This is a genomic window from Paraburkholderia sp. UCT2, assembly GCF_014397665.1.
In the GTDB taxonomy this organism is placed as follows: Bacteria; Pseudomonadota; Gammaproteobacteria; order Burkholderiales; family Burkholderiaceae; genus Paraburkholderia; species Paraburkholderia tuberum.
Window position 1 is genome coordinate 23,442 of sequence record NZ_VZQO01000058.1, and the last position, 21,710, is coordinate 45,151.

Here is a 21,710-nt window from a genome sequence, read left to right on the forward strand (position 1 = left end):
GACTACCCCACTGGAGATTCGCTTTGAAATCACTCGTTGCTTTGCTGGCCGCAGCCGTTCTGTCCTCGACCGCGATGGCTGCCGCGCCGACCACGGAGAAGTTGCCGTCCGGCGTCATCGTCGAACATCTGACGCAAGGCACGGGCCCGCAACCGTCCGCGACCGACGTGGTAAAGGTCAACTATCGCGGCACGCTGCCCAACGGCACCGAATTCGATAGCTCGGCCAAGCATGGCGGGCCGGCCACGTTCCCGCTCAATCGCGTGATTCCGTGCTGGACGCAAGGCGTGCAGAAGATGAAAGTCGGCGGTAAGGCGCGACTCACGTGCCCGGCGGCGACCGCATACGGCGATCGCGGCGTCGGCCCGATTCCGCCGAATACCGATCTGACCTTCGAAGTCGAACTGGTCGACATCGTCAAATAAAGCACGCGAGCGGCGCTAAAGATGCACTGACACCCGAGCCTCGCTGCGCCAATCGCAGCGAGGCTTTTTTATGGGCGCCGAATGGCCCGCCAGGGGATTCACCATGAAACGTGACAAAAGTAGCGTGCAGGTGGCCAGCATTGGTTTTACCGGCAAGAGCGCCCAGAAATTCTTCAGTTTGCTGAAGGACGCCCATGTGCGCACGGTGCTCGACGTTCGCCTCAACAACACGTCGCAACTCGCGGGCTTTGCGAAAAAACAAGATCTGCCTTACTTTCTCGACCAGTTGTGCAATGCGGCGTACGTGGAAATACCGGAGCTGGCTCCCGAGCCGGACCTGCTCAAACGCTACCAGGGCAAGCAATTGAGCTGGGAGAACTTTCGGGAGGAATATTTCGACCTCATCGCGCGCCGCCGCGTGGAAAGTAATCTGGATATCGCGCTATTCGAATCGGGTTGCCTGCTTTGCAGTGAACATTTACCACATCATTGCCACCGGATGTTTGCGCTCGAATATCTGAACCAGCACTGGAATAGTCGACTTTCCGTTACACATTTGACCTGACCGGCGCCGATCGGGCCAGGTTACGTTTTTCCGCCTCATTGGCCGGCGGCTTTCCGTGCCGGCACGGTTACATCTCGCCGGCCGCGCCCGCGTTTCCTTCAGTAGCCCGAATGGTTGCATGGCGCGAAACGTGGAAAAGCGCGTCCAGTATGCATGTTTTTTCAATGTGTGTGCCGCTCGCTCGTCTACTATCTACTCACGCGCAGTTCCCTCTATTCGTCTCGCCCTATCGCCGGCCACGAACCGGCCGTGATTATGCGCGCCAGGAGCGCTTGCCATGAACATCGACTTTCATTACGGCGTGGTCTACATTGCCGCTCGCGTCGGCGGCATGACGGCCGGCGATGCGCAAACCGTCGCGCATGCCTGCCAATATGTCGACGACGCAACGACGAGCGGAATACTGCGGTTCAAAGGCGGCGAGACATTCGAGCGATTCGCGACCGCGCACAAGTTATTCGATTACGCCAATACCGAGGACGACCAGAACCGGCTCGTGTGGACGCCGTTCCATTTTCTGCCGGCTGGCGAGGGTGAAAGTCTCGAGGAAAAGGCGGTTTGCCGGCCCGACAGTGACGTTGCGCGCGAAGTCGTGCGGCGCGCGATCCGGCAGCGCGATTCGGAGACCGCGTTGCACCGGCTCGGCGTGACGCTTCATACCTATGTCGATACGTGGGCGCACCAGGGATTCGCGGGCATCGAAAGCCCGTGGAATCGCGTGCATCTTCTCGAGGCACAGGATTGCACGCGCAAAGGCTGGCTCGCGAGCCTCGAACTAGCGGTCGCGCATCTGATCGAGCATGTCGAGGAGGACGTTCTGACGATCGCGTTGCCGGTCGGCCACGGCGCCGCGTTGCATTATCCCGACCAGCCATGGGCGCGCTGGCATTATATCGACGGCCGCAATCACTTCATCTCACGACATAATTTGCCGGATTTCGTGCAGGCGGCCGACATGAGTTGTCGTGTCGTGCGAGCTTATCTGGCCGGACGCGAAGATTTCGAAAACCAGCCAGGCATGCCGGACGACGTTAAAGACGCACTGACCCGGCTGCTCGATACGAACCGCGAACCCGACGACAACCTGCGTCTGAGAACCGTTTGCGAATGGGTGAATGCAGGCCGTATTCCAGGTTTGAAAGAACCCGTTCCCGGCTATATCGCCAAAGGACAAGGTTCGTGGAAGTACCAGGCCACCGGTTTGTTGTGCGATGACGACACCGGGGACAGACCGGAGTGGACGACCGCCTTCGAGAAGAGCGACTACCGGCTCTTTCACGACGCGGTCAAACAGCACCGTTTCGTGACCACTCAGGAGATCTTGCCCGCGCGCGGATTACGCATTGCCTAAGTGATCGGAGCAGGGCGCGTGCGAACGTTTGCGGTGGCGCCCGTATTCTCCAGTCACTGCATTCGGGCTTGCTGATGCGGCGCAGCCTGAGTCGCCGCCTGCTGTTCTTCGGCGTGCTTTTTGGCCATATGCCGTCCGACGATACAGCCGCCGACCGCGCCGACCACCGCATGATGTCCCGCGTAGTGCCCGGCGACGCCGCCCACTACCGCTCCTTTCAGGCAACCGGCCGCGTTCGCGGTGCCGGCCATTGCCAACGAGACTGCCATTGCCCCGAGGGCGGTCCGAATAAAACCAGCTTTCATTGCAAGTACCATCGTGTTTGAGTGGATCGGAATTAGGTTGGCCCGGCCTCCATTTCAATAGCCGCCGCGAGCATGGCGGCTGACAAAGGACTCTCTATTGGCCATACGTCCGCCGCTGGGCCCGGATACGAAGTGTAATGGACTTGGCCGGTACAGGAGCAACAGGTGCTGCAAGATCGGTAACGGCACGTTACCGGAGCCGGGGCGGTGTCTTTGCACGCGTCGTCAGTGGCGTTTCGCGCATGCTTGAATCCGTTCGCTATAGCGGGCCACGAAAAAAGACCGTTTTCAAATAAAAAGTGGACTACTCTCCTTTGAATATCCAAAGGCCCGGCTATAGTAGAAGCGACTAATGCCAGAAAGCACGGCGGCGCCCTTTCTGTCGCCGATGCGGATGACGGGGAAACACAAATGACGCCATCGAATGCAGCGATCTATCAGACCAGGACTTGCACGCCGGAGTCGTTGCGCACGCTCGCGAGCTTTCTCGAATTGGCGCTCGACGAGGGAAAAAGCGTGGTCGTGATGCGGATCGGCAAGCAGGCGCGCAGCGTTTATGTCGGAAATCCATCCGGGGCATTGGAGGATTTAACGGATTCCGGCGTCGTCGACGCTTTCCAGGCAGATGAAATGCTGGTACTGACCCGCCTGGGCCTGAACCGGATAACGGCGGACGGTCAACACTACCGCTTCATACGGAGTGTGAGGTACATTGCCGATCGCCAGGTCGTCGTTTTTACACCTATCTGAGTGGTGGTGGAACCGAAATGAAAAAGAAGAATCAGGAGGGAAGGAAAAGGAAGAAAGCTTCGATGACCCGGTAGAAAACCTGAAAGCTTTGTTATTTGAACGCCGCATCGGTGCTCGTATCGGTGTATTGAAGCTCGGGATAGGTCAATACACTGCCTTTCTTCCGTCATTCATGGCATAGTTCGACGATTACCACATAAGGAGCAATCAAATGCCTTCGTTAGAGCAAATCCAAGCCAAGCTTAAGAAGCTCCAGGAGCAAGCTGACGTTCTCATTGCCAGAAAAGCACAAGCCGCGGTCGACCAGATTCGCGAATTGATGCTCAAGCACGGTCTCACGACTGCCGATATCGAAGAACAGGCGAAGGCACGACGTGCCGCGCGAGGTCTGAATGGCAATCCGGCGGGTCGCGGAAGACCTGCGGGCGCGAGCAAAGCCGCCAGGTCGGCAACCCCGGCGAAGTATCGCGACCACAAAACCGGCGCGACCTGGACGGGGCACGGCCGCGCGCCCGGCTGGATCGCCGGCGTGAAGGACCGCACGGTGTTCCTGATCGACGCTGCGAGCGCAAGCAAGCCCGCGGCTGCTCCCGCCGCGAAGCGCGTTAAAGGGCAGCCGAAAGGCGCCCAGCCGCCGAAGTACCTGAATCCGAAAACCGGCGCGACCTGGAGCGGCCGCGGTCCGGCGCCGGCATGGCTCGCGGCCGTCAAGGACCGCAGCAAATTCCTGATCGATGGCGCGAGCATGGCTGCCGCTCCGAAAGCGGCGAAAACGGCGGCAAAGAGCAGCCAGGCGAAAGCGACCGCGAGTGCGGTAGGCAAGAAGACCGCGGCGAAAAAAGCAACGCGCAAGACGGCCGTGAAAAAGACCGCAGCCAGAAAGGCCACTCCGGCAAGCCGGAAAGCCGCGGTGAAGAAGTCCGCCGGCCGCAAAAGCGTTGTGAAGGCGGCAAGAAAAGCACCGGCGCGCAAGGCTGCTGCAAAGAGTACGGCCGCACCCGTCACGGCGGCTCCCCAAACGCCAGAGACGCAAGCAAGCGCGTAATAGCCGTGGAGTCGTGAAGTAGATGGTTAGCACGTTCGATGCACCCCGGCAGGAAGATCAGGTCTTCCTGCTGGACTCCGCTCCTCATCCGGCAGCCGATGCCGCCGAACCATTCATCGTCGCCAGCGATCGCCGCGTGATCCTCACTTATCCGATCGCGGAGTCGGACTTTGAACGGTTCGGGCCATTCGATCCCGACGACGATCCTTTTTGCGCGGTGCTGTTCACCGACGCCATCTTTCACCGTCTCGGGCCGCCGGGCGATGACGATCTCGCCATTCATCCGCTCGCGGCGCAAGGCCTCGTCGGCTGCGCGGTGCATGAAGTCGTCAATTCGTCGTTGTGCGCCGAGATTGCCGCCGTGGCGACAGACTCCGTCGCCATTGCTCCCGAGGCACCGGCGCGGCGGCATTTCGTCATTACGTTTCAGGCATCGACGTTCGAATGCGTGGCGTCGGACTATACGGTCATCGGCGTATTCGGCGCGGGCGAAATCGCAAGCCGCGAGGCGTTTGCATTGGTCAGATAAAGCGTTGGAACCAGAAAGCAAGGCGCGGTCCTGATCCGGGCACGCGCCGTGCATGACGTGCTGATAGTGAAAGCCAGGCACGAGTGCGGCATTCTTCCGTCGGATGCGGGACTCGTATGCCGTGACCCGCCGCCTGCCATCGAGGCCACGCATGCTGACCATTTCTATTACCGCGTTCGTCACGCTCGTGATCGTTCTGCTGATCGCCAATCTGTCGAGCGGCGAGAAGAAAATAGAACACAGAATCGAGCGGCTTTATAAGAGCGAAGATCCGCAATTCCTTCGTTCGATGGGTTTATTGCTCGGTCCACCCGTGGTGCCGGGTAATCGCTTCGAGATGCTGCTCAACGGCGACCAGATCTTTCCGTCGATGCTCGAGGGCATTCGGTCGGCGCGCGAAACCATCACATTTGAAACGTTCATTTACTGGTCTGGCGAGATCGGCGGACAGATTGCGCGTGCGCTTGCCGATAAGGCGCGCGAAGGTGTCGCCGTGCATGTACTGCTCGACTGGGTCGGTTCGTCGAAAATGGATCGGCACTATCTGCAACTGCTGCGGGAGGCCGGCGCCGAAGTGGTCAAGTATCACAAGCCGCATTGGACCGGACTCGGTCGAATGAACGACCGAACGCACCGCAAACTATTGGTGATCGACGGCCGGATCGGTTTTACCGGCGGTGTCGGGATAGCGCCGGAGTGGACTGGCAATGCGCAGGACGAAAAGCATTGGCGCGATACGCATTTTCGCGTGACGGGTCCAGTGGTCGGCCATATGCAGGCCGTGTTCATGGACAACTGGATCAAGGCGACCAGCAGCGTATTGCACGGTCCCGAGTATTTTCCGCACATCGATGCCGAGCCGAAAGGAGCGGGCCAGGGTCTCGCGCATATGTTCAGCAGTTCGCCGTCGGGCGGCAGTGACGACATGCAGTTGATGTATCTGATGGCCATCACCGCCGCCACGCGCAGTTTGCAGCTTGCGAGCGCGTACTTCGTGCCCGACAAGCTCACCATCAACGCGATCGTCGAAGCCGCGAAACGCGGCGTGAAAGTACAGATCGTCACGCCGGGCAAACGCATCGACACGCACACGGTGCGCGAAGCGTCGCGTGCGTGTTGGGGCGATCTACTGAAAGCGGGCGTCGAGATCTACGAGTACCAACCGACTATGTTCCATTGCAAGTTGCTGGTAGTCGACGAGTATATGGTGTCGGTCGGCTCGACGAACTTCGATAGCCGCTCGTTCAAGCTGAACGACGAAGCGAACCTGAACATCTACGACCGCGATTTCGCCACGCAGCAGACCGCCGCGTTCGATGACGACATCGCGAAGTCGAAGCGCGTCACGCTCGAAGCATGGACACGGCGTTCGTTCGCCGAGAAGGTCGTCGAAAAATTCGTGCGGCTACTGGACACGCAGCTTTGAATGCCGGTGCGAACGAGACGAAGCGCCGACGGATCAGTGAACGGCGCTGCTCAGATACGCCAGATGTTGCAGACTGTCCGGCACGAGCGGGTCGAGCGGTACCACTTCGCACGTCAGCGGCTTGCCTTGCAGATGAATCGCGCAGCGCCCGTCGTCCGCCAGCGCAGGGCAGCGCGCGAGCGACGGAGCAGGAAAACGAAAACGTGTTCACCACGGCCGACGCACCGAGTCCTGTTAACGCGTGAGGATGAAATGCGCGACGTCGTTCGAATGATAGGCGGCGACCAGTTGCGCGACCCATGCGTCGTGGCGATCGCTGTCACGCACGGTCAGCACGTTCGCATACGGCGAGCGCGCGTCTTCGAGACTGAGACCATCGCGAGCGGGACGAAGACCTGAGCGCGCCGCTGTGTCGCTGTCGATCACCGCGAACGCGACGCTGTTCAACGTGTCGTACAGACGCGCGCGCGGTACCCGGCGAATCTTCAGATGGAGGCGGTTGCTCGTGATGTCGGCGAGCGTCGCGTGCAGGCCCGCGCTATCGCAGAACGTCAGCAGCGTTTCGTGTTGCAGAAGGATCAGCGCGCGTGCCGTGCCGGCGGGGTCGTCGGGAATCGCGATCGTCGCGCCGCGCTGCAATTGCACGAGGTTCGTCAGCTTGCGCGAGTACAGCGCGACCGGAAACGTGACGGTCGTGGCCACACTCGTCAGTGCATAGCCATGCAGTTTGCGCTGTGCGTCGAGTGTGGGTTCGTCTTCGAAGCTCGCGACGTCGATCTGTTTCGCGACGAGCGCTGCGTCGATCCGCGACGGCCGATCGCAGGCTCGATACATGGAAATCTACGCGGGCATGGTCGAGAACCTCGATCACAACATTGGCCTGCTGCGCCATCTACCGCGCTAATTGCCCGGATCGAGCACGGGCTTGTCCGGGTCCGCTTGCGTGCGGTACGGCAACTGCGCGGCGTGAGGATCGGTGATCGTGTTGTCGATCACGCGCTCGACGTCCGCCGTTTTGGCGAGTTCGGTGAGGAAAGTCTTCTTGTCGAAGCCCAGCGCGACGCAGCCTTCGACGTAGATAAAGCGGCGTTGCAGCGTGAGCCATAGCGTCGATTGCTCGCGCCAGTGCGTCGCGACGTTCAGATTCGCGAGACGCCGTTGCACGCTCTCGGCGATTTCCGCGTCGTATAGATACGCGTTCGGCAAACGGCAACGGCCTTCGATCCAGCAGCTATTGCCGCGTTCGATTCTGTAATGGCTATCGTCGAGCCATTCCTTTTCGGTTTCGAATGGGCCAAGCGGTATCGGGCAATCGGCGATCGCTTTGGAGATCTGCAGGAATGGATCGTGGCCGCGATTGACGCGCGCCGGTTCGCCATAAACGCGAGCCGTGGCCACGCAAATCATCAGACCGGCAAGACTCAGTTCGAACACGCGCTTCATGCCGTGGTCGCTCCAGGTGTGGACCGCTCATTATCGCGCGCCCGCGAACCTCAACGCTTGTTGCGCCGGTTCTCGACCGCGAACTTGATCAACTCGGCCTGCCCTTCGATATCGAGCTTGCGCTTCAGATTCAGCCGATGCGTCTCCACGGTTCGCACCGACAGATCGTTGCGCTGCGCGATCTGCTTGCTCGACAGTCCCTCGGCAAGCGCATCGAGAATGTCGCGCTCGCGCGGCGTCAAGCGTTCGACCGGCGATTGCGTCGCCGACGCCTGGATCAGTCGAGCACCGATCTCCGCGCTAAAGAACGTCTTGCCGTCGAGTACCGCGCCGATCGCCTGAATGATTTCGAGCGCCGGCGAATCCTTCAGAACGTAGCCGCTCGCGCCCGCGCGCACCGCCTGCGTCACGTATTCGAGGTTGTCGTGCATTGACAGCATCAGCACACGAATCGCCGGAAAGTGCTCGTGAAAGAGGCCCGCCAACGCGATGCCGTTCATGCCGCTTTTCATGCCGACATCCATCAGCGCCAGATGCGGCGCCTGTCGTTCGGCCAGCGCGAGCGCTTGCTGCGCGTCGCCCGCTTCGCCGACCACTTCGAAGTGGCGCACTGCTTCGAGCCGTGCGCGCAGACCGTCGCGCACGAGCGGATGATCGTCGACGAGCAGCAGACGCGCGATGGAAGGAGAGGTCGTGTCGTTCATGATGAGAGTTCCTGCAGGGACGGCACCGTTGCATGCGTCGTGGGCAGCGGCACGCGCGCGGCGACGACGGTGTGCCCCGGCTGCGAGTTCAGCGACAGCGTGCCGCCGAGCGCTTCGAGCCGTTCGCGCATGTTGCGTAGGCCGACACCTTCACGTCCGCCGACGAATGCTTCGGTCACGTCGAAGCCGCGGCCGTTGTCGGAGATCGTCAGCGTGACCGCGTCGCGCGAAACCTCGAGCGCAAGCGCCGCGCTCGACGCCTGCGCATGTCGCACGATGTTCGTCAGCGCTTCTTGGGCGATGCGAAACAGCACGGTGTTGACCGTATCGGGCAACGTGGCGGCATGCGTGTGCGCGATCTGCGTGAAGCCAATCGCGATGCCGGACTCATCGCCGAGTTCGCGCGTCAGTTGTTCGAGGGCGGCCGCGACGCCGAGATCGTCGAGCATCGACGGACGCAGCGCATGAGAAATGCGCCGGACTTCGCGCAGCGTATCGCCGAGCCGCGTGAGTCCGGTGGACAGGGCGGCCTCGGCGGCGGGCACGCGTGCGTCGCCGCGTTCGAGCCGCGCGAGCGCCGATTCGAGCAGCAGCTTCACGGACACCATCATCTGGCTGATGCCGTCGTGCAATTCGCGCGACAGGCGCGCTCGCTCGTTTTCCTGCGACTCGACGACCTGCTGCGCGAGCCGCTTCAGCTTCGCGTCGGCACTGCGATATTCGGTCACGTTCAGCACGAGTGCGCACAGCGCAATGACCGCGAGGCCGGCCACCGCGATCGCGTCGATCCACTTCATCGTGCGATCGATATTGGCCGCGGCCTCCCCGTCGATGTGCGCGAGCGTCGTGTCGACGTCGTCGAGATAGATGCCGGTGCCGAGCATCCAGCCCCAGCGTTCGAGCGGCACCACGTAGCCGAGTTTCGACTCCTCCTTGCCGGTCGACGGCCGATGCCACAGATAGCGCACATAGCCGCCGCCGCGCGCGGCTGCGGCGAGTAGCTGCTGGATCGTCGGCGTGCCATGGCTATCGCGCAACGACCACAGATCCCGACCCACCAGATCCGGCTCGCGCGGATGCATCAGCGTACGGCCGTGCAGGTCGTACACGAAGAAGTAGCCGTCTTCGCCGAAATTCATCTTTTCGAGCACCGCGAGCGCACGCGTGCGCAGCAGCGCGTCGTCGCGTGCGTTGTCGCTGCCGGCTTCGTAGAGCGGCGCAATCGCGGTGGTCGCGAGCTCGACGTAGTGCTTTAGCTCGATCTCCTTACTCGCCATGTACGCGGCCTGGGTGGTCGCGTGCTGCCGCTCGGCGAGTGCGGTCGCTTCGCGGCGCACGCCCGTCTCGATGCTGGCGATCGCCACCAGAAAGGGCACGATCGCGAGCAGCACTATCTTTGCTTTGAGTTTCATCGTTGAAAAAAGCCAGTCAACGGGCTACGTAATATTACGTAGACGGCTTACGTAGTTGCGCGCTTGAAAGCAAGCGCGCGAAGGCGAATACTACATGCCCGTCGCATACGGCGTCGCGCGAGGCTTGGCGCTCGAGTGTGCGACGTTCCCCGATTTTCCGCCTGACCTCAGGCAACCGGGCATTTGCGCGTCGGGCCACGAGCCATCGCGCGCGCTGTCGATAATACTCAGGAGACGTTCGTGGAGACCTCCCCCTCGGCCGGCCGTTCATGGCTCTGGCTCATTTTGCTGATCCCTTATATCGCGCTGCTGTGGCTGCCGTTCTATAACGATATGCATCCGCCGCTCGCGGGCTTTCCGTTCTTCTACTGGTATCAGTTTCTGTGGGTGCCGTTGACCTCGCTGCTGATTTACATCGTGTATCGAGGTCTCAAATGAGCGATCTGAATCCTGTGAACCCGGTTGCGATGACGGTCTTCATCGCGTTCTTCGTGCTCGTCACGGTGATCGGCTTTTTCGCGGCGCGCTGGAAACGCGGCGATCTGACGCAACTGCACGAGTGGGGTCTCGGCGGACGGCAGTTCGGCACGGTCATTTCGTGGTTCCTCGTCGGCGGCGATTTCTATACCGCCTATACCGTGATCGCGGTGCCCGCGCTCGTTTATTCGGTGGGCGCGTATGGCTTCTTTGCGCTGCCGTACACGATCATCGTTTATCCGTTCGTGTTCGCAGTGATGCCGAAGCTGTGGAAGGTTGCGCACGCGAAGAACCACATCACCGCGGCCGACTACGTGCACGGCGAGTACGGCGGCAAGTGGTTCCCGGCGGCCATCGCGCTGACCGGCATCGTCGCGACGATGCCGTATATCGCGCTGCAGCTGGTGGGCATGCAGGTCGTGATCAAGGGGCTCGGCGTCAGCGGCGAATTGCCGTTGATCGTCGCGTTCGTGATCCTCGCGCTCTATACGTATGCAAGCGGCCTGCGCGCGCCGGCGATGATCGCGTTCGTCAAGGACATCATGATCTATATCGTCGTGATCGCGGCGGTATGGCTGATTCCGGCGAAGCTCGGCGGCTATGGGCACGTGTTCGCACTGGCCGATGCGCACTTCCAGGCGAAGGGCGGCGCGACCGGTATCCTGCTGAAGCCGAATCAGTACACGGCGTTCGCATCGCTCGCGCTCGGCTCGGCGCTCGCCGCGTTCATGTATCCGCATACGATGACGGCGGTGCTGTCGTCGGCGTCGGCAAAGACGGTGCGCAAGAACGCGATCTTCCTGCCGGCCTACACGGTGCTGCTCGGCCTGATCGCGCTGCTCGGCTATATGGCGATCGCCGCTGGCGTGAACGTGAAGTCGGCAAGCGACGTGGTGCCGACCCTGTTCCGCACGCTGTTCCCGTCGTGGTTCGTCGGTTTCGCGGCCGCCGCGATTGCGATCAGCGCGCTGGTGCCGGCCGCGATCATGTCGATCGGCGCGGCGAATCTGTTCACGCGTAATCTGTGGCGTCCGCTGGTGTCGCCGAACATCTCGCCCGAGGCGGAGGCAGCCAATGCGAAGATCGTTTCGCTGGTCGTCAAGTTCGGGGCGCTGCTGTTCATCGTGTTCCTGCCGACGCAGTATGCGATCGATCTGCAACTGCTCGGCGGCGTGTGGATTCTGCAAATTTTCCCGGCCATCGTGTTCACGCTGTACACGCGCCGTCTGAACACGCCGGGTCTGTTCGTCGGCTGGCTCGTCGGTATCGTGCTCGGCACGGGCCTCGCGATTTCGCAAGGGCTCAAGCCGGTGTATGGCCTGCATTTCGGCCACGAGAACTATCCGCTTTATATCGGCCTGATCGCGCTCGTCGCGAATATCGTCGTGAGCTTCGCGGTGTCGGCAGTGTCGCCGCGACGGGCTGCCGTGACGGCCTGATCGACGGTTGTCCGGCTCGATGAAGAACGCCGCGGGGCTGTTGGCCCGCGGCGTTTTTTATTGCTTCGACGGCTGGTGGCTTGGTCGGAGGCGTGCCGTGAGGGTGGCTTTAGCGTGAGATGGCGATAATTGCGCGATGAAGGCGGAGATTTCGAGCAGGCCTCAGACCATCCGGCTAAAACCGCTCGACTCGAAACGGCCGCGGATCGACCAGCGTCTGCTCGCCGGTCATCATCTCGGCGATCAGCCGCCCCGTCACCGGTCCGAGCGTCAGACCATGGTGCGCATGGCCGAACGCGAACCACAGTCCCTGATGTTTCGTCGCGGGCCCGATGATCGGCATCATGTCCGGCGTGCACGGGCGGCGTCCCATCCACGGTTCGGCATCCAGACGTTCGCCGAGCGGAAACAGCGTGCGCGCGATCGGCTCGACCGCGTCGAGTTGCACCGGCGTCCTGGCCGCCTCGGGGCGCGCGATTTCGGCGCCCGTGGTCAAACGGATGCCGCGCGCCATCGGCGCGAGCACATAGCCGTGTTCGACGTCGAGAATCGGATGGTTGAGCCGCGCGCTCCGACGCGGCGCGTAGTGCATGTGATAGCCGCGCTTGACCGCGAGCGGCAGCCGATACCCGAGCCGCGTGCTCGCGCGATCCGACCACGGTCCGAGCGCGATCACCGCCGACTCGGCCGTGATCGCCCCGTCCCGCGTCTCGACCTGCCAGCCTTCACGCAGCGTATCGGCATCGCCGATGAAGAACCGTCCGCCGAGCGCTTCGAAGTACCGCGCGTATGCGGTGACGAGCGCGTTCGGATCGCTGACCGAATCGGATTGCGGATAGCGCAGCCCGCCTTGCAGACGCTTGTCGAGATCGGGTTCGAGCTGTTGCAGGCGCGGCGCGTCGAGCGTTTCGAACTCGACGCCGTACTCGCGATGCCACTGTTCGGCGAGGGTGGTTTCGGCGTCGCGCGCGGCGGCATGGCGAAACACCTTGATCCAGCCGATCGGCCGCAGCAGCGCGCTGGCACCGGCGTCCGCGGCAAGCGCGCGATGTTCGCTGACACAATGCTCGATCAGCGTCGCGTACGATTTCGCGATTTCCGCGTGCTTCGCCGGATGCGAGTTGCGCCAGTAGCGCCACAGGAACGGCGCAACCTGCAGCATCGCGTCGGCGTGATAGCGCACGTCGGGCGACTGGTTGCGCGCGTAGCGCAGCAGGGTGCCGAGCCCGCGCGGAAACGCGTACGGATAGACGCCTTCGCGCTGGATCAGCCCGGCGTTGCCGAACGAGGTCTCGTTGCCCGGCTGCTTACGGTCGATCAGCGCAACCGCGCGGCCGCGTTTCTGCAGATGCACGGCGACGCACACCCCGACAATGCCGGCGCCGAGCACCACGGTATCGAATTTCATGCTCCCTGTCCGCCTTGCGTGTGTTCTGTGTGTTGTCGACGCTTCGCCGTGTTCCAGTGCGCAGCGAGGCGCCAGCTTTCATCTTATACAGGGATAGGTCCGCTTCGCTATTGGCAAAAAAGCCGCGCTCGGGAAAACGCCCGAATGCCAGGTTCGATCGGGCAAAACCGTGTCTTTCGACGCACGATCGAGCGGGCGACTTCGGACTCGCTGGCGTCAGCGTGTAAACTGCTGACTTTTTTGCGTCCGGTGGTATGTTGCAAGCCCCTCAGCGCAGCGCCCTCACTGGGCCTGCGCTCGTTCGCTTACTGGCCCGTCTCGCCGAGGCCGACGTCGCCGAATCGCGACAATCGCTGGCGGATCGGCTGAGCCAGTGGCTCGGCTGGACCGACGCGATCGCGTTGTCGTCGGCGCTGGATGGCAAGCCGCCGTCCGTCGCTGGTGGCGCGCGCGCGTTCGGCCGTGCGGAAGAGGAAGAGTGCACGCGCGTGCGCCGCTCGCTGGTGAGCGCAATCGCCAGCGATAGCGTGCTCGCCGGCTCACGGCGGCGTGGCCCCTCGCCGTCGTCCGCCCGGATGTCGGCGCCGCGCGTGGCGGTCGACACGCAGGCCGACTACGCGGTGTTCCGACAGCGCTATCTCGCGCTTCAGCAGTCGATGGAAACGGCGATCGGCACGTTGCGCGGCCGGCTGCGCGCGCTGCTGGCGACGCAGGCGCCGTCGCTCGCGCGGCTCGCGGTCGTCGATGCGGTGATGGAGCGTGCGCTCGGCGAGCGCGAGCGGAGTTTGCTCGGCGCGGTGCCTGGGTTGCTCGGCGGGCACTTCGAGCGCTTGCGCGAGGGTGAGAAGCGGAGGTTGGCGGAGGCGCAAGCAGCGGCCGAAGTTGCCGCCGATGCCGATCCCACGCGGCAGCAGTCGGCCGAAGTCGAAGCCGGCGCTGCAGCCATGCAGCTGGAAGCAGCCTTGGCTCACGTCAAAGCAAGCACCGCAGCCACGCGGCTCGCCAGGTCGACCGATGGCGGCAACGCTGCCGTGCCGCTCGCGTCCGAGGCGTGGCTCGACGTCTTCCGCAAGGACATGCAGAGCGTTTTGCTGGCCGAGCTGGAGGTTCGTTTTCAACCGGTCGAAGGGCTGCTCGCGGCTCTTCGCGCCTGCTAACTGGGACCCCATGTCCAGATATCGTATCGATCTCGTTGTATTTCTCGCGGGGCTCTCCGCGGCGTGCTGGATCGCCGTCGGTTATGCCGTTTCCAATCCGCTCGCGTTCGTCGTCACGCTGCTGATCGGCGTCTTCTACGTGCTAGGCGCGCTCGAATTGCGCCGCTATGGTCAGGCGACCGCCACGCTGACAGGCGCGCTCGCCGCGTTGTCCGGACCACCGCCGAGCCTCGCCGCGTTTCTCGAAGCTGTCCATCCGAGTCTGCGCAATAGCGTGCGGCTGCGCGTCGAAGGCGAGCGCGTCGCGTTACCGGGACCCGCGCTGACGCCGTATCTGGTCGGTCTGCTGGTGCTGCTCGGCATGCTCGGCACGCTGCTCGGCATGGTGATGACGCTGCGCGGCACCGGCCTTGCGCTGGAGAGCGCGAGCGACCTGCAGGCGATCCGCGCATCGCTGGCCGCGCCGGTCAAGGGGCTGGGCTTCGCGTTCGGCACGTCGATCGCGGGTGTCGCGACGTCCGCGATGCTCGGGCTGCTGTCCGCGCTGTCCCGCCGCGAGCGGCTCGAAGCGGCGCAACAGCTCGACGCGAAGATCGCGACGACTTTGCGCGTCTACTCGCAGAGCCATCAGCGCGAAGAAAGCTTCCGGCTGCTGCAACGCCAGGCCGAAGCGACGCCGCTGCTGGTCGAACGTCTGCAGACGATGATGAGCGCTCTCGAACAGCAGAGCGCCGCGTCGAACGAGCGGCAGATAGCGAGCCTCGACGCGTTTTACGGCCGCACCGAAGCCGCCTATCTGCGGCTCGCCGGTGTGATCGAGCAGTCGCTGAAGGACAGCGTGGCCGGCAGCGCGCAGGCCGCCGGCAAGGCCCTGCAGCCGGTCGTCGAAGCGACGATGGCCGGCCTCTCGCGCGACACCGCCGCGTTGCACGACGCGGTGACCCAGGCCGTGCAGCGCCAGCTCGACGGCATGTCGAGCGGCTTCGCGGCGACCAGCGCGAACGTCGCCGAGATTTGCCACAGCGCGCTCGCCGGACATCGGCAGGCGAGCGACGAGTTGGCCGCGCAACAGCGCGCTTCGGTCGAACGCGTTGCCGAAGCGTTCGAACAGCGCTCGCTCGCGCTGCTCGACGGCGTGTCCGCGCGGCTCGAAGCGACGGCGAGCGGCATGTCGCAGGCCTGGGGCGACGCGTTGGCTCAGCAGCAAAGCGCGGGCGACAAACTCGCCGCCAACAACGAACAGGCGTTGGCGCGCGCCGCCGCGACGTTCGAGCAGCATGTCGCGGCGTTGCTGAGCGCGGTCGGTAGCTCGCATGCGAACTTGCAGACCGAACTGAGCGCGCGCGACGAGCAGCGTTTGGGCGCGTGGGCCGAGGCGCTCGACGCGATGGGTGCGAAGCTCAGCGAACAATGGCAGCAGAGGGGTGCGCAAGCCGCCAGCCATCAGCAGCAGATCTGCGACGCGCTTGCGCAAACGGCACGCGATATCTCCACGCAGACGCAAACGCATGCCAGCGCGACGATCGCGGAAATCGATCGACTGGTTCAAGCCGCGGCTGAAGCACCGAAGGCGGCGACAAACCTGCAAGCCGAACTCGCCGCGCGCGACGAACAGCGCTTCGCTGCATGGACCGAAGCACTCGCCGCGATGACCGCAAAGCTCGACGAACAATGGCAGCAAACGGGTTCGCAAACCGCGACCCGTCAGCAGCAAATCTGCGACGCACTCGCGCAAACCGCACGCGATATCTCCGCGCAGACGCAAACGCATGCCAGCGCGACGATCGCCGAAATCGAGCGCCTCGTGCAAGCGGCGTCGGAAGCGCCGAAGGCCGCTGCCGAAGTCGTCGCCGAGCTGCGCCAAAAGCTCTCCGACAGCATGGTCCGCGACACCGCGATGCTCGAAGAGCGCAGTCGTCTGCTCGCCACGCTGGAGACGCTGCTCGACGCAGTCACCCACGCGTCGACCGAGCAACGCACGGCCGTCGATGCCTTGGTCTCGACGTCGGCGGGTCTGCTCGAACGCGTCGGCAATCGCTTCACCGAACACCTCGAGCACGAGACCGGCAAGCTCGGCACGGTCGCCGCGCAGGTCACCGGCAGCGCGGTCGAAGTCGCGAGCCTCGGCGAAGCATTCGGCGCGGCAGTGCACACGTTCGGCGAAGCGAACGACAAGCTCGTCGCACATCTCGAACGCATCGAAGCAGCGCTCGACAAATCGCTCGCGCGCAGCGACGAACAGCTCGCCTACTACGTCGCGCAGGCGCGTGACGTGGTCGACCTCAGCGTGATGTCGCAGAAGCAGATCGTCGAAGACCTGCAGTTGCTGGCCGCGCAGCGCGCGACCGCCGGAGCCGACGCGGTATGAGCGAGGACATCGACGGCGGTGTGGAAACCTCCGCGCCGATCTGGGCCTCGTTCGGCGATCTGATGTCGGTGCTGGTCGGCGCGTTCGTGCTGATTCTGGTCAGCGTGATCGGCGTGCAGCTCGAACTGTCGAGCAAGCTCGAGCAGGAGGTCAAGCAGCGCCAGGCTGAAACGCAGCGCCGCAAGACGCTCGAACAGGCGCTCGCGGGACCGCTCGCGGCGGGGCGCGTGACGCTCGTCAATGGGCGCATCGGCATTAGCGGCAACGTGCTGTTCGCGCTGAACTCCGCCCAGCTGCAGCCTGAGGGTCGCGCGCTGCTGAAGAGTCTCGCCGGGCCGCTGTCCGCGTATCTGCGCGCGAGCGATCAGATTCTGATGGTCAGCGGCTTCACCGACGATCAACGCCTGCGCGAAGGCAATCGACGCTTCGCCGATAACTGGGAGCTGTCGGCGCAGCGCGCGTTGACGGTTACGCGCACGCTGATCGACGAGGGCGTGTCGGCGTCGTCGGTGTTTGCGGCGGCGTTCGGCTCGGAGCAGCCGGTCAGTTCGAATGCCGACGAACCCGGCCGCGCGAAAAACCGCCGCGTCGAAATCGCGCCGGTGCCGCGGCCGTCGAGTGCGGCGGCAGCGGAGAAGTCCGGTGCTTGACGACGCGATCCACGCGGCTCGCGCGAGGCTCGATGCATGGCGCGCGAGCGGCGCGGCTCGGCTCGATCCGGTGCGCTTTCATCTGCTCGACGCGCTTACGCGGCGCGCGGCACAGCACAGCGGCGAGCCGCGACGAGTGCTCGAGCAACGATTGGCAGGACTGCTGGCCGAATATACGGCCGAGGTCGAGCGTGCCGCTGCGGACGAGAGCGCGTCGCAAGCCACGTCCGGTGAAGCCAACGCGGCCAACGACGCCACGCTCGCGGCGCTGATCGAACGCCTCGCCCGCCACCACGCGCGCGCCGATGCTCCGCACGCTGCCGCCTATCCCGATCTGCCCGCGGTCGACTACTTCCGCGAAGTCTGGTCCAAAGTCCGCACCGAAAAGCAGTTGCGCCAGTCGCTCGCGCAGGTGCCAGGCAATGCGGGACCGCTCAATTCGAGCAGCCTCGTACATCGCGCGCTGTCGTTGATGCGCGAGCTGTCGCCGGAATATCTGAAGCAATTTCTGTCGTATGTCGATACGCTGTCGTGGTTCGAGCAGATGAACGGCGGCGCACCGCTCGAGAAGGAAGCGCCGCGCGCCGCGACGACCGGCAAGGGCGCTCGCAAGAAGGCGCGCTGATGCGCTAACGGCGGCTGGAATTTGCGTGCGCCAAGCCGCCGAAGCGTTCAGTCGAAGTCGAACACATCGAAAATCGAGCGCTTCTTTTGATAGCCGCGATGTTCGTCGCGACGCTCCTCGTAACGCTGCCGCTCGCTTTCCAGGGCACGCTCGCCGCGCCGCGAGCCGTCGCCGTCATCCTGCGCAATCAACTTGTCCAGTTCGCCGCGATCGAGCCATACGCCTCGGCAGTCCGGACAGTAATCGATTTCGATCGAGCGGCGCTCGGTCATCAGCAGATCGGTCGTTTTGCTGATTGGGCATTTCATCACGGCATCACTCCTCGCTGCTTGCCAGACGTTTCGTTTTCGCGCGCCGCGCGAGCATGTTCATCGCCTCGACGAACGCGGAAAACGCCATCGCCGCATAGATATACGCCTTCGGAACGTGCGAGCCGAAACCATCGGCGATCAGTGTCATGCCGATCACGAGCAGGAAGCTCAGCGCCAGCATCACGATGGTCGGATTGCGATCGATGAAGCGCGCGAGTGGCTGCGCCGCGAACAGCATCACCATGATCGACACGATCACCGCGATGAACATGATCGGCAGGTGCTCGGTCATGCCGACCGCGGTGATGATGCTGTCGACGGAAAACACGAGGTCGAGCAGGATGATCTGGCCGATCGCGGCCGCCACGGTCAACTGCACGGTCGAGCTGGTTTTCGCGGCGAGTTCGTCATCGGGGATCATGTGCTGACGGATTTCGGTGGTCGCCTTCCACACGAGGAACAGGCCGCCGCCGACGAGGATCAGATCGCGCCACGAAAAGCCATGATCGAACAGCGTGAACGCGACCGCGGTCAGCTTCGTGATCCACGCGATGGTGCCGAGCAGAAGCAGCCGCATCACCAGCGCGAGCAGCAGCCCGATGCGCTGCGTGCGTGCGCGTTGCGCTTCCGGCAAGCGGTTGCTGAGGATCGAAATGAAGATCAGGTTATCGATGCCGAGCACGATCTCCATCACGATCAGCGTGACGAGCGCGGCCCACGCGGCGGGATCGGCAGCGAGTGCGAACAGGGAGTCCATGAGGTGGCGGAATCGAGTGCGCCGCGAGCGGCGGAACAGCCATCATGGGCCTATTCGCGGATCGAATGAACCGGTGATAACCTCAACAACGTTTCGGATTTTTCGAAGTATCGGATTAGCATGCTCAACTATCGTCACCTGTACTACTTCTGGCTCGTCGTGAAGGAGGGCGGCTTTGCGCGCGCGGCCGGGCGGCTCGACATGGCCGTGCAGACGATCAGCGCGCAGGTGCGCGAGCTCGAGAAAGCGCTTGGGCGCCAGCTGTTGAAGCCGGCCGGGCGCGGCGTCGCGATGACCGAGGCCGGCGAGCAGGCGTTCGATCGCGCGGAGCAAATCTTCCAGCTGGGCGAGGCGTTGCTCGACGAGATGCGCGAAGCGAGCGGCGCGGACTCGGTGCGGCTCGCGGTTGGGCTGTCGGATGGGATTTCGAAGCTCGCCGCGCATGCGTTGCTCGCGCCGGTGCTGGCCACGCCGTCGCTCAGGCTGCTGTGTCACGAGGGGGAGCCCGCGCAGCTGTTGTCGGAGCTTGCGCTGCATCGGCTCGATCTGGTGCTCGCCTGTCAGCCGGCGCCGCACGGCGCGGATCTGCGCGTGCTGAGCCAGCGCGTCGCGGGCTCGCCGGTCGACTGGTACGGGCCCGCGCAGGTCGCACGCAAGTCGGCGCGCGACGGCTTTCCGCTCTGTCTCGCTGACCTGCCCGTGCTGCTGCCGACCCGTCACGGCGCGCTGCGCGCGCGGCTCGACCAGTGGTTCGAGTCTCAGGGAATCAGGCCGCGCGTCGTCGGCGAATTCGAGGACAGCGCGTTGATGGCGGTGTTCGCGGCGCGCGGGCTCGGCGTGTTTCCGCTCGCCGAGCTCGGCGCCGAAGATCTCACGTTATTGAGGGGCTTGCGCTGGCTCGGCCGCGCGGACGGCGTGATCGAGGAGATTCACGCAATCCGCTCGCGACGCGGCCAGCATCATGCGCTCGCGTCGCAGGTGATCGCGGCGGCGCAGTCGTGAGGGCATCGCACTGTCGCGGCGCGCCACGCCTGCGCCGCGCGAGATCAGAACGCGTGACGTATGCCCACCGTCACCGCGACTCGCGTATTCGTCGACGTCGGCGGCAGCGTGTTGAGAGTCGCGTGCGACAGCACCGAATCGGCCGGCGGGCCCTGCGCGTACGAAAGGCCGAAGCCGTACGAGCGGTTGTTCGCGAAGTTGCCGGCCTTGTTGCCGAACGAGTTCATCGTCTCGAACGTGAGACCGTGGTAAAGCGAAATCGGGGCAAATACGCGCCCATCTGTGGGAATTTGCGCACATCGTGTAGAGACCGTGAGCGTCGTCAAGGGCGACGAGCCGCCCTGGCCGTTTCATCGACACATGGCATAGTGATTGAACCCATCATCACCGGAGGCCGGCATGCGCATCCAGACATCCTTTCTTTTCGACCTCGACGGCACGCTCGTCGACAGCGTCTATCAGCACGTGCTGGCGTGGAAAGAGGCGCTCGACAGCGAAGGTATCCCGCTGTCCGTCTGGCGTATCCATCGCAAGATCGGCATGAGCGGTGGGCTGTTCACGGACCAGTTGCTGCGTGAGACACACGGCGAGATCAGCGTCGAACGCGCCGAACGGCTGCGGCACGCGCATGCGGCCGCCTATCAGCGGATGCGCGCCCAGGTCTGTCCGCTGCCGGGCGCGCGCGAACTGCTCGACGCGCTGACCCAGGCCGGCACGCCGTGGGCCGTCGCGACGAGCGGGCGGATGGAAACCGCCGCGCTGAATCTGGCGGCGCTCGGCGTCGATCCGGCAAAGGCGGTCGTCGTCACGCGCGACGACGTCAAATACGCGAAGCCCGATCCCGACCTGTTCCTCGCCGCGGCCGAGCGACTCGGCGTGTCGATCGAGCACACGGTCGTGGTCGGCGACAGCATCTGGGACATGCTTGCGGCCCGCCGCTGCCGCTCGCTCGGTGTCGGCCTGCTGTCGGGCGGCTATGGCACCGAGGAACTGGAGCGCGCGGGGGCGTTGCGCGTCTACGACGATCCGGCCGATCTGCTCGCGCACCTCGACGAGGTGGCGTCGCGGCCGTGAGCCCCGCGTCGCTCAGGGTTTGATGATGGGCGGCTCCGCGGCGGGCTGCGTCGGTCCCACCTTCGACGATTCGCGGACGAGCCGATCGGTCATCGCCGACGCGACCGGATTCGTGCCGCGGCCGCTACCCGCGCCAGCCCCCGGGGGATTGGCAGACTGCAACGGCACGGTGACGCCGGACGGCATCGGCAGCGACGGGTCGGGTTTCGCCGATTCCTTGACCAGTTGGTCCGTCAGCATCGCGGCGACCGGGTTGGCGCCATTCGGGTGCGTGTCGTCGCGCCGGCGGGCATGGGTCTGGTCGATGCGCGGCCCGTACTGCGGCCTCGGTTGAGCTTTTTGCTGTGCGTACGACTGCGACTTCGAGGGGGCGTGCGCGCCTGCGGCCGGATTGGCCGCGGGCGGCGCCGCGTTATCGATGCGGCCGCTCTCGGTCTGACTCGACTGGGGCGTGACGCTCGGCACGGGCGTGGCCGCTGTGGCGGGC

General features: G+C 64.0%; 22 protein-coding genes and 3 pseudogenes. 15 read left to right on the top strand and 10 right to left on the bottom strand.

The annotated features are described in order from the left end of the window. Nucleotides 1-74: 74 nt before the first annotated feature. From F6X39_RS31945 to F6X39_RS31955, 3 genes are all read left to right on the top strand, one after another. Nucleotides 75-425: an FKBP-type peptidyl-prolyl cis-trans isomerase gene (locus F6X39_RS31945; RefSeq protein WP_373685682.1), complete on the top strand. Its 351-nt coding sequence runs from the start codon at nt 75-77 to the stop codon at nt 423-425. Between the two features lie 103 nt (nt 426-528). Further along, nucleotides 529-990 (top strand): DUF488 family protein, encoded by a 462-nt coding sequence (locus F6X39_RS31950; RefSeq protein ID WP_184025218.1) that lies wholly within the window; start codon nt 529-531, stop codon nt 988-990. A 277-nt stretch (nt 991-1,267) separates the two neighbouring features. Continuing rightward, the gene (locus F6X39_RS31955; RefSeq protein WP_187619551.1) at nt 1,268-2,341 is read left to right on the top strand and encodes a DUF6765 family protein; all 1,074 of its coding nucleotides are present in this window, start codon (nt 1,268-1,270) and stop codon (nt 2,339-2,341) included. A gap of 53 nt (nt 2,342-2,394) precedes the next feature. Here F6X39_RS31955 and F6X39_RS31960 read toward each other — a convergent pair whose 3' ends face one another. After that, nucleotides 2,395-2,646 carry a hypothetical protein gene (locus F6X39_RS31960; protein WP_184063095.1) on the bottom strand — a complete coding sequence of 84 codons (252 nt, stop codon included), beginning with the start codon at nt 2,644-2,646 and terminating at the stop codon, nt 2,395-2,397. Between the two features lie 411 nt (nt 2,647-3,057). On the opposite strand from F6X39_RS31960, the gene F6X39_RS31965 reads away from it, so the two are divergent. The 4 genes from F6X39_RS31965 (at nt 3,058) to cls (ending at nt 6,396) form a co-directional block, all read left to right on the top strand. Further along, a complete protein-coding gene (locus F6X39_RS31965; RefSeq protein ID WP_090807114.1) occupies nt 3,058-3,396 on the top strand; it encodes a hypothetical protein in 339 nt (112 codons plus the stop codon). A 211-nt stretch (nt 3,397-3,607) separates the two neighbouring features. After that, on the top strand, nt 3,608-4,441 hold the full coding sequence (locus F6X39_RS31970; RefSeq protein WP_187619552.1) for an H-NS family nucleoid-associated regulatory protein: 834 nt from the start codon (nt 3,608-3,610) through the stop codon (nt 4,439-4,441). 22 nt (nt 4,442-4,463) lie between these two features. Further along, entirely contained in the window at nt 4,464-4,970 is a 507-nt protein-coding gene (locus F6X39_RS31975) for a hypothetical protein (RefSeq protein WP_184025227.1), read from the top strand. Between the two features lie 151 nt (nt 4,971-5,121). Beyond that, nucleotides 5,122-6,396 carry a cardiolipin synthase gene (gene cls / locus F6X39_RS31980; RefSeq protein ID WP_187619553.1) on the top strand — a complete coding sequence of 425 codons (1,275 nt, stop codon included), beginning with the start codon at nt 5,122-5,124 and terminating at the stop codon, nt 6,394-6,396. A 234-nt stretch (nt 6,397-6,630) separates the two neighbouring features. On the opposite strand, the pseudogene F6X39_RS31985 reads toward cls, so the two are convergent. The 4 genes and pseudogenes from F6X39_RS31985 to F6X39_RS32000 form a co-directional block, all read right to left on the bottom strand. Then, nucleotides 6,631-7,215: pseudogene (locus F6X39_RS31985) on the bottom strand (MetQ/NlpA family ABC transporter substrate-binding protein); the annotation flags it as partial. 81 nt (nt 7,216-7,296) lie between these two features. Continuing rightward, complete coding sequence (locus tag F6X39_RS31990) at nt 7,297-7,839, bottom strand: hypothetical protein (RefSeq protein ID WP_187619554.1); 543 nt, start codon at nt 7,837-7,839, stop codon at nt 7,297-7,299. 50 nt (nt 7,840-7,889) lie between these two features. Further along, nucleotides 7,890-8,543: a response regulator gene (locus F6X39_RS31995; RefSeq protein WP_187619555.1), complete on the bottom strand. Its 654-nt coding sequence runs from the start codon at nt 8,541-8,543 to the stop codon at nt 7,890-7,892. Beyond that, the gene (locus F6X39_RS32000) at nt 8,540-9,955 is read right to left on the bottom strand and encodes a cache domain-containing protein (RefSeq protein ID WP_187619556.1); all 1,416 of its coding nucleotides are present in this window, start codon (nt 9,953-9,955) and stop codon (nt 8,540-8,542) included. The genes F6X39_RS31995 and F6X39_RS32000 overlap by 4 nt, the downstream gene beginning before the upstream one ends. Before the next feature lie 240 nt (nt 9,956-10,195). Between F6X39_RS32000 and F6X39_RS32005 the strand changes: the two genes are divergently transcribed. Continuing rightward, entirely contained in the window at nt 10,196-10,393 is a 198-nt protein-coding gene (locus F6X39_RS32005; protein ID WP_187619557.1) for a DUF3311 domain-containing protein, read from the top strand. After that, nucleotides 10,390-11,871 (top strand): monocarboxylate uptake permease MctP, encoded by a 1,482-nt coding sequence (mctP, locus tag F6X39_RS32010; protein WP_187619558.1) that lies wholly within the window; start codon nt 10,390-10,392, stop codon nt 11,869-11,871. The genes F6X39_RS32005 and mctP overlap by 4 nt, the downstream gene beginning before the upstream one ends. Before the next feature lie 175 nt (nt 11,872-12,046). Here mctP and F6X39_RS32015 read toward each other — a convergent pair whose 3' ends face one another. Then, complete coding sequence (locus F6X39_RS32015; protein WP_187619559.1) at nt 12,047-13,279, bottom strand: NAD(P)/FAD-dependent oxidoreductase; 1,233 nt, start codon at nt 13,277-13,279, stop codon at nt 12,047-12,049. A 254-nt stretch (nt 13,280-13,533) separates the two neighbouring features. Here F6X39_RS32015 and F6X39_RS32020 point away from each other — a divergent pair, with 254 nt between their 5' ends. The 4 genes from F6X39_RS32020 to F6X39_RS32035 are packed head-to-tail and all read left to right on the top strand — an operon-like array spanning nt 13,534 to nt 18,079. Then, a complete protein-coding gene (locus F6X39_RS32020) occupies nt 13,534-14,436 on the top strand; it encodes a DUF3348 domain-containing protein (RefSeq protein ID WP_187619560.1) in 903 nt (300 codons plus the stop codon). A 10-nt stretch (nt 14,437-14,446) separates the two neighbouring features. Then, a complete protein-coding gene (locus F6X39_RS32025) occupies nt 14,447-16,804 on the top strand; it encodes a DUF802 domain-containing protein (protein ID WP_187619561.1) in 2,358 nt (785 codons plus the stop codon). Then, nucleotides 16,801-17,454 carry an OmpA family protein gene (locus F6X39_RS32030; protein WP_184025255.1) on the top strand — a complete coding sequence of 218 codons (654 nt, stop codon included), beginning with the start codon at nt 16,801-16,803 and terminating at the stop codon, nt 17,452-17,454. The genes F6X39_RS32025 and F6X39_RS32030 overlap by 4 nt, the downstream gene beginning before the upstream one ends. Continuing rightward, entirely contained in the window at nt 17,447-18,079 is a 633-nt protein-coding gene (locus tag F6X39_RS32035) for a DUF2894 domain-containing protein (protein WP_187619562.1), read from the top strand. Before F6X39_RS32030 ends, F6X39_RS32035 begins: the two co-directional genes overlap by 8 nt. 47 nt (nt 18,080-18,126) lie before the next feature. On the opposite strand, the gene F6X39_RS32040 is transcribed toward F6X39_RS32035, so the two are convergent. Both F6X39_RS32040 and F6X39_RS32045 read right to left on the bottom strand, forming a co-directional pair. Beyond that, complete coding sequence (locus F6X39_RS32040) at nt 18,127-18,387, bottom strand: zf-TFIIB domain-containing protein (RefSeq protein WP_187619565.1); 261 nt, start codon at nt 18,385-18,387, stop codon at nt 18,127-18,129. A 7-nt stretch (nt 18,388-18,394) separates the two neighbouring features. Next, nucleotides 18,395-19,147 (bottom strand): TerC family protein, encoded by a 753-nt coding sequence (locus tag F6X39_RS32045; RefSeq protein ID WP_187619563.1) that lies wholly within the window; start codon nt 19,145-19,147, stop codon nt 18,395-18,397. A 120-nt stretch (nt 19,148-19,267) separates the two neighbouring features. Between F6X39_RS32045 and F6X39_RS32050 the strand changes: the two genes are divergently transcribed. Beyond that, nucleotides 19,268-20,149: a LysR family transcriptional regulator gene (locus F6X39_RS32050; RefSeq protein WP_187619564.1), complete on the top strand. Its 882-nt coding sequence runs from the start codon at nt 19,268-19,270 to the stop codon at nt 20,147-20,149. 44 nt (nt 20,150-20,193) lie between these two features. Here F6X39_RS32050 and F6X39_RS32055 read toward each other — a convergent pair. Continuing rightward, nucleotides 20,194-20,400, bottom strand: a pseudogene (locus F6X39_RS32055) (hypothetical protein); the annotation flags it as partial. Between the two features lie 148 nt (nt 20,401-20,548). Here F6X39_RS32055 and F6X39_RS32060 point away from each other — a divergent pair. Further along, nucleotides 20,549-21,223, top strand: coding sequence for an HAD family hydrolase (locus F6X39_RS32060; protein ID WP_018423463.1), 675 nt, complete (start codon nt 20,549-20,551; stop codon nt 21,221-21,223). 12 nt (nt 21,224-21,235) lie between these two features. Here F6X39_RS32060 and F6X39_RS32065 read toward each other — a convergent pair. Then, a pseudogene (locus tag F6X39_RS32065) lies at nt 21,236-21,710 on the bottom strand (hypothetical protein); the annotation flags it as partial.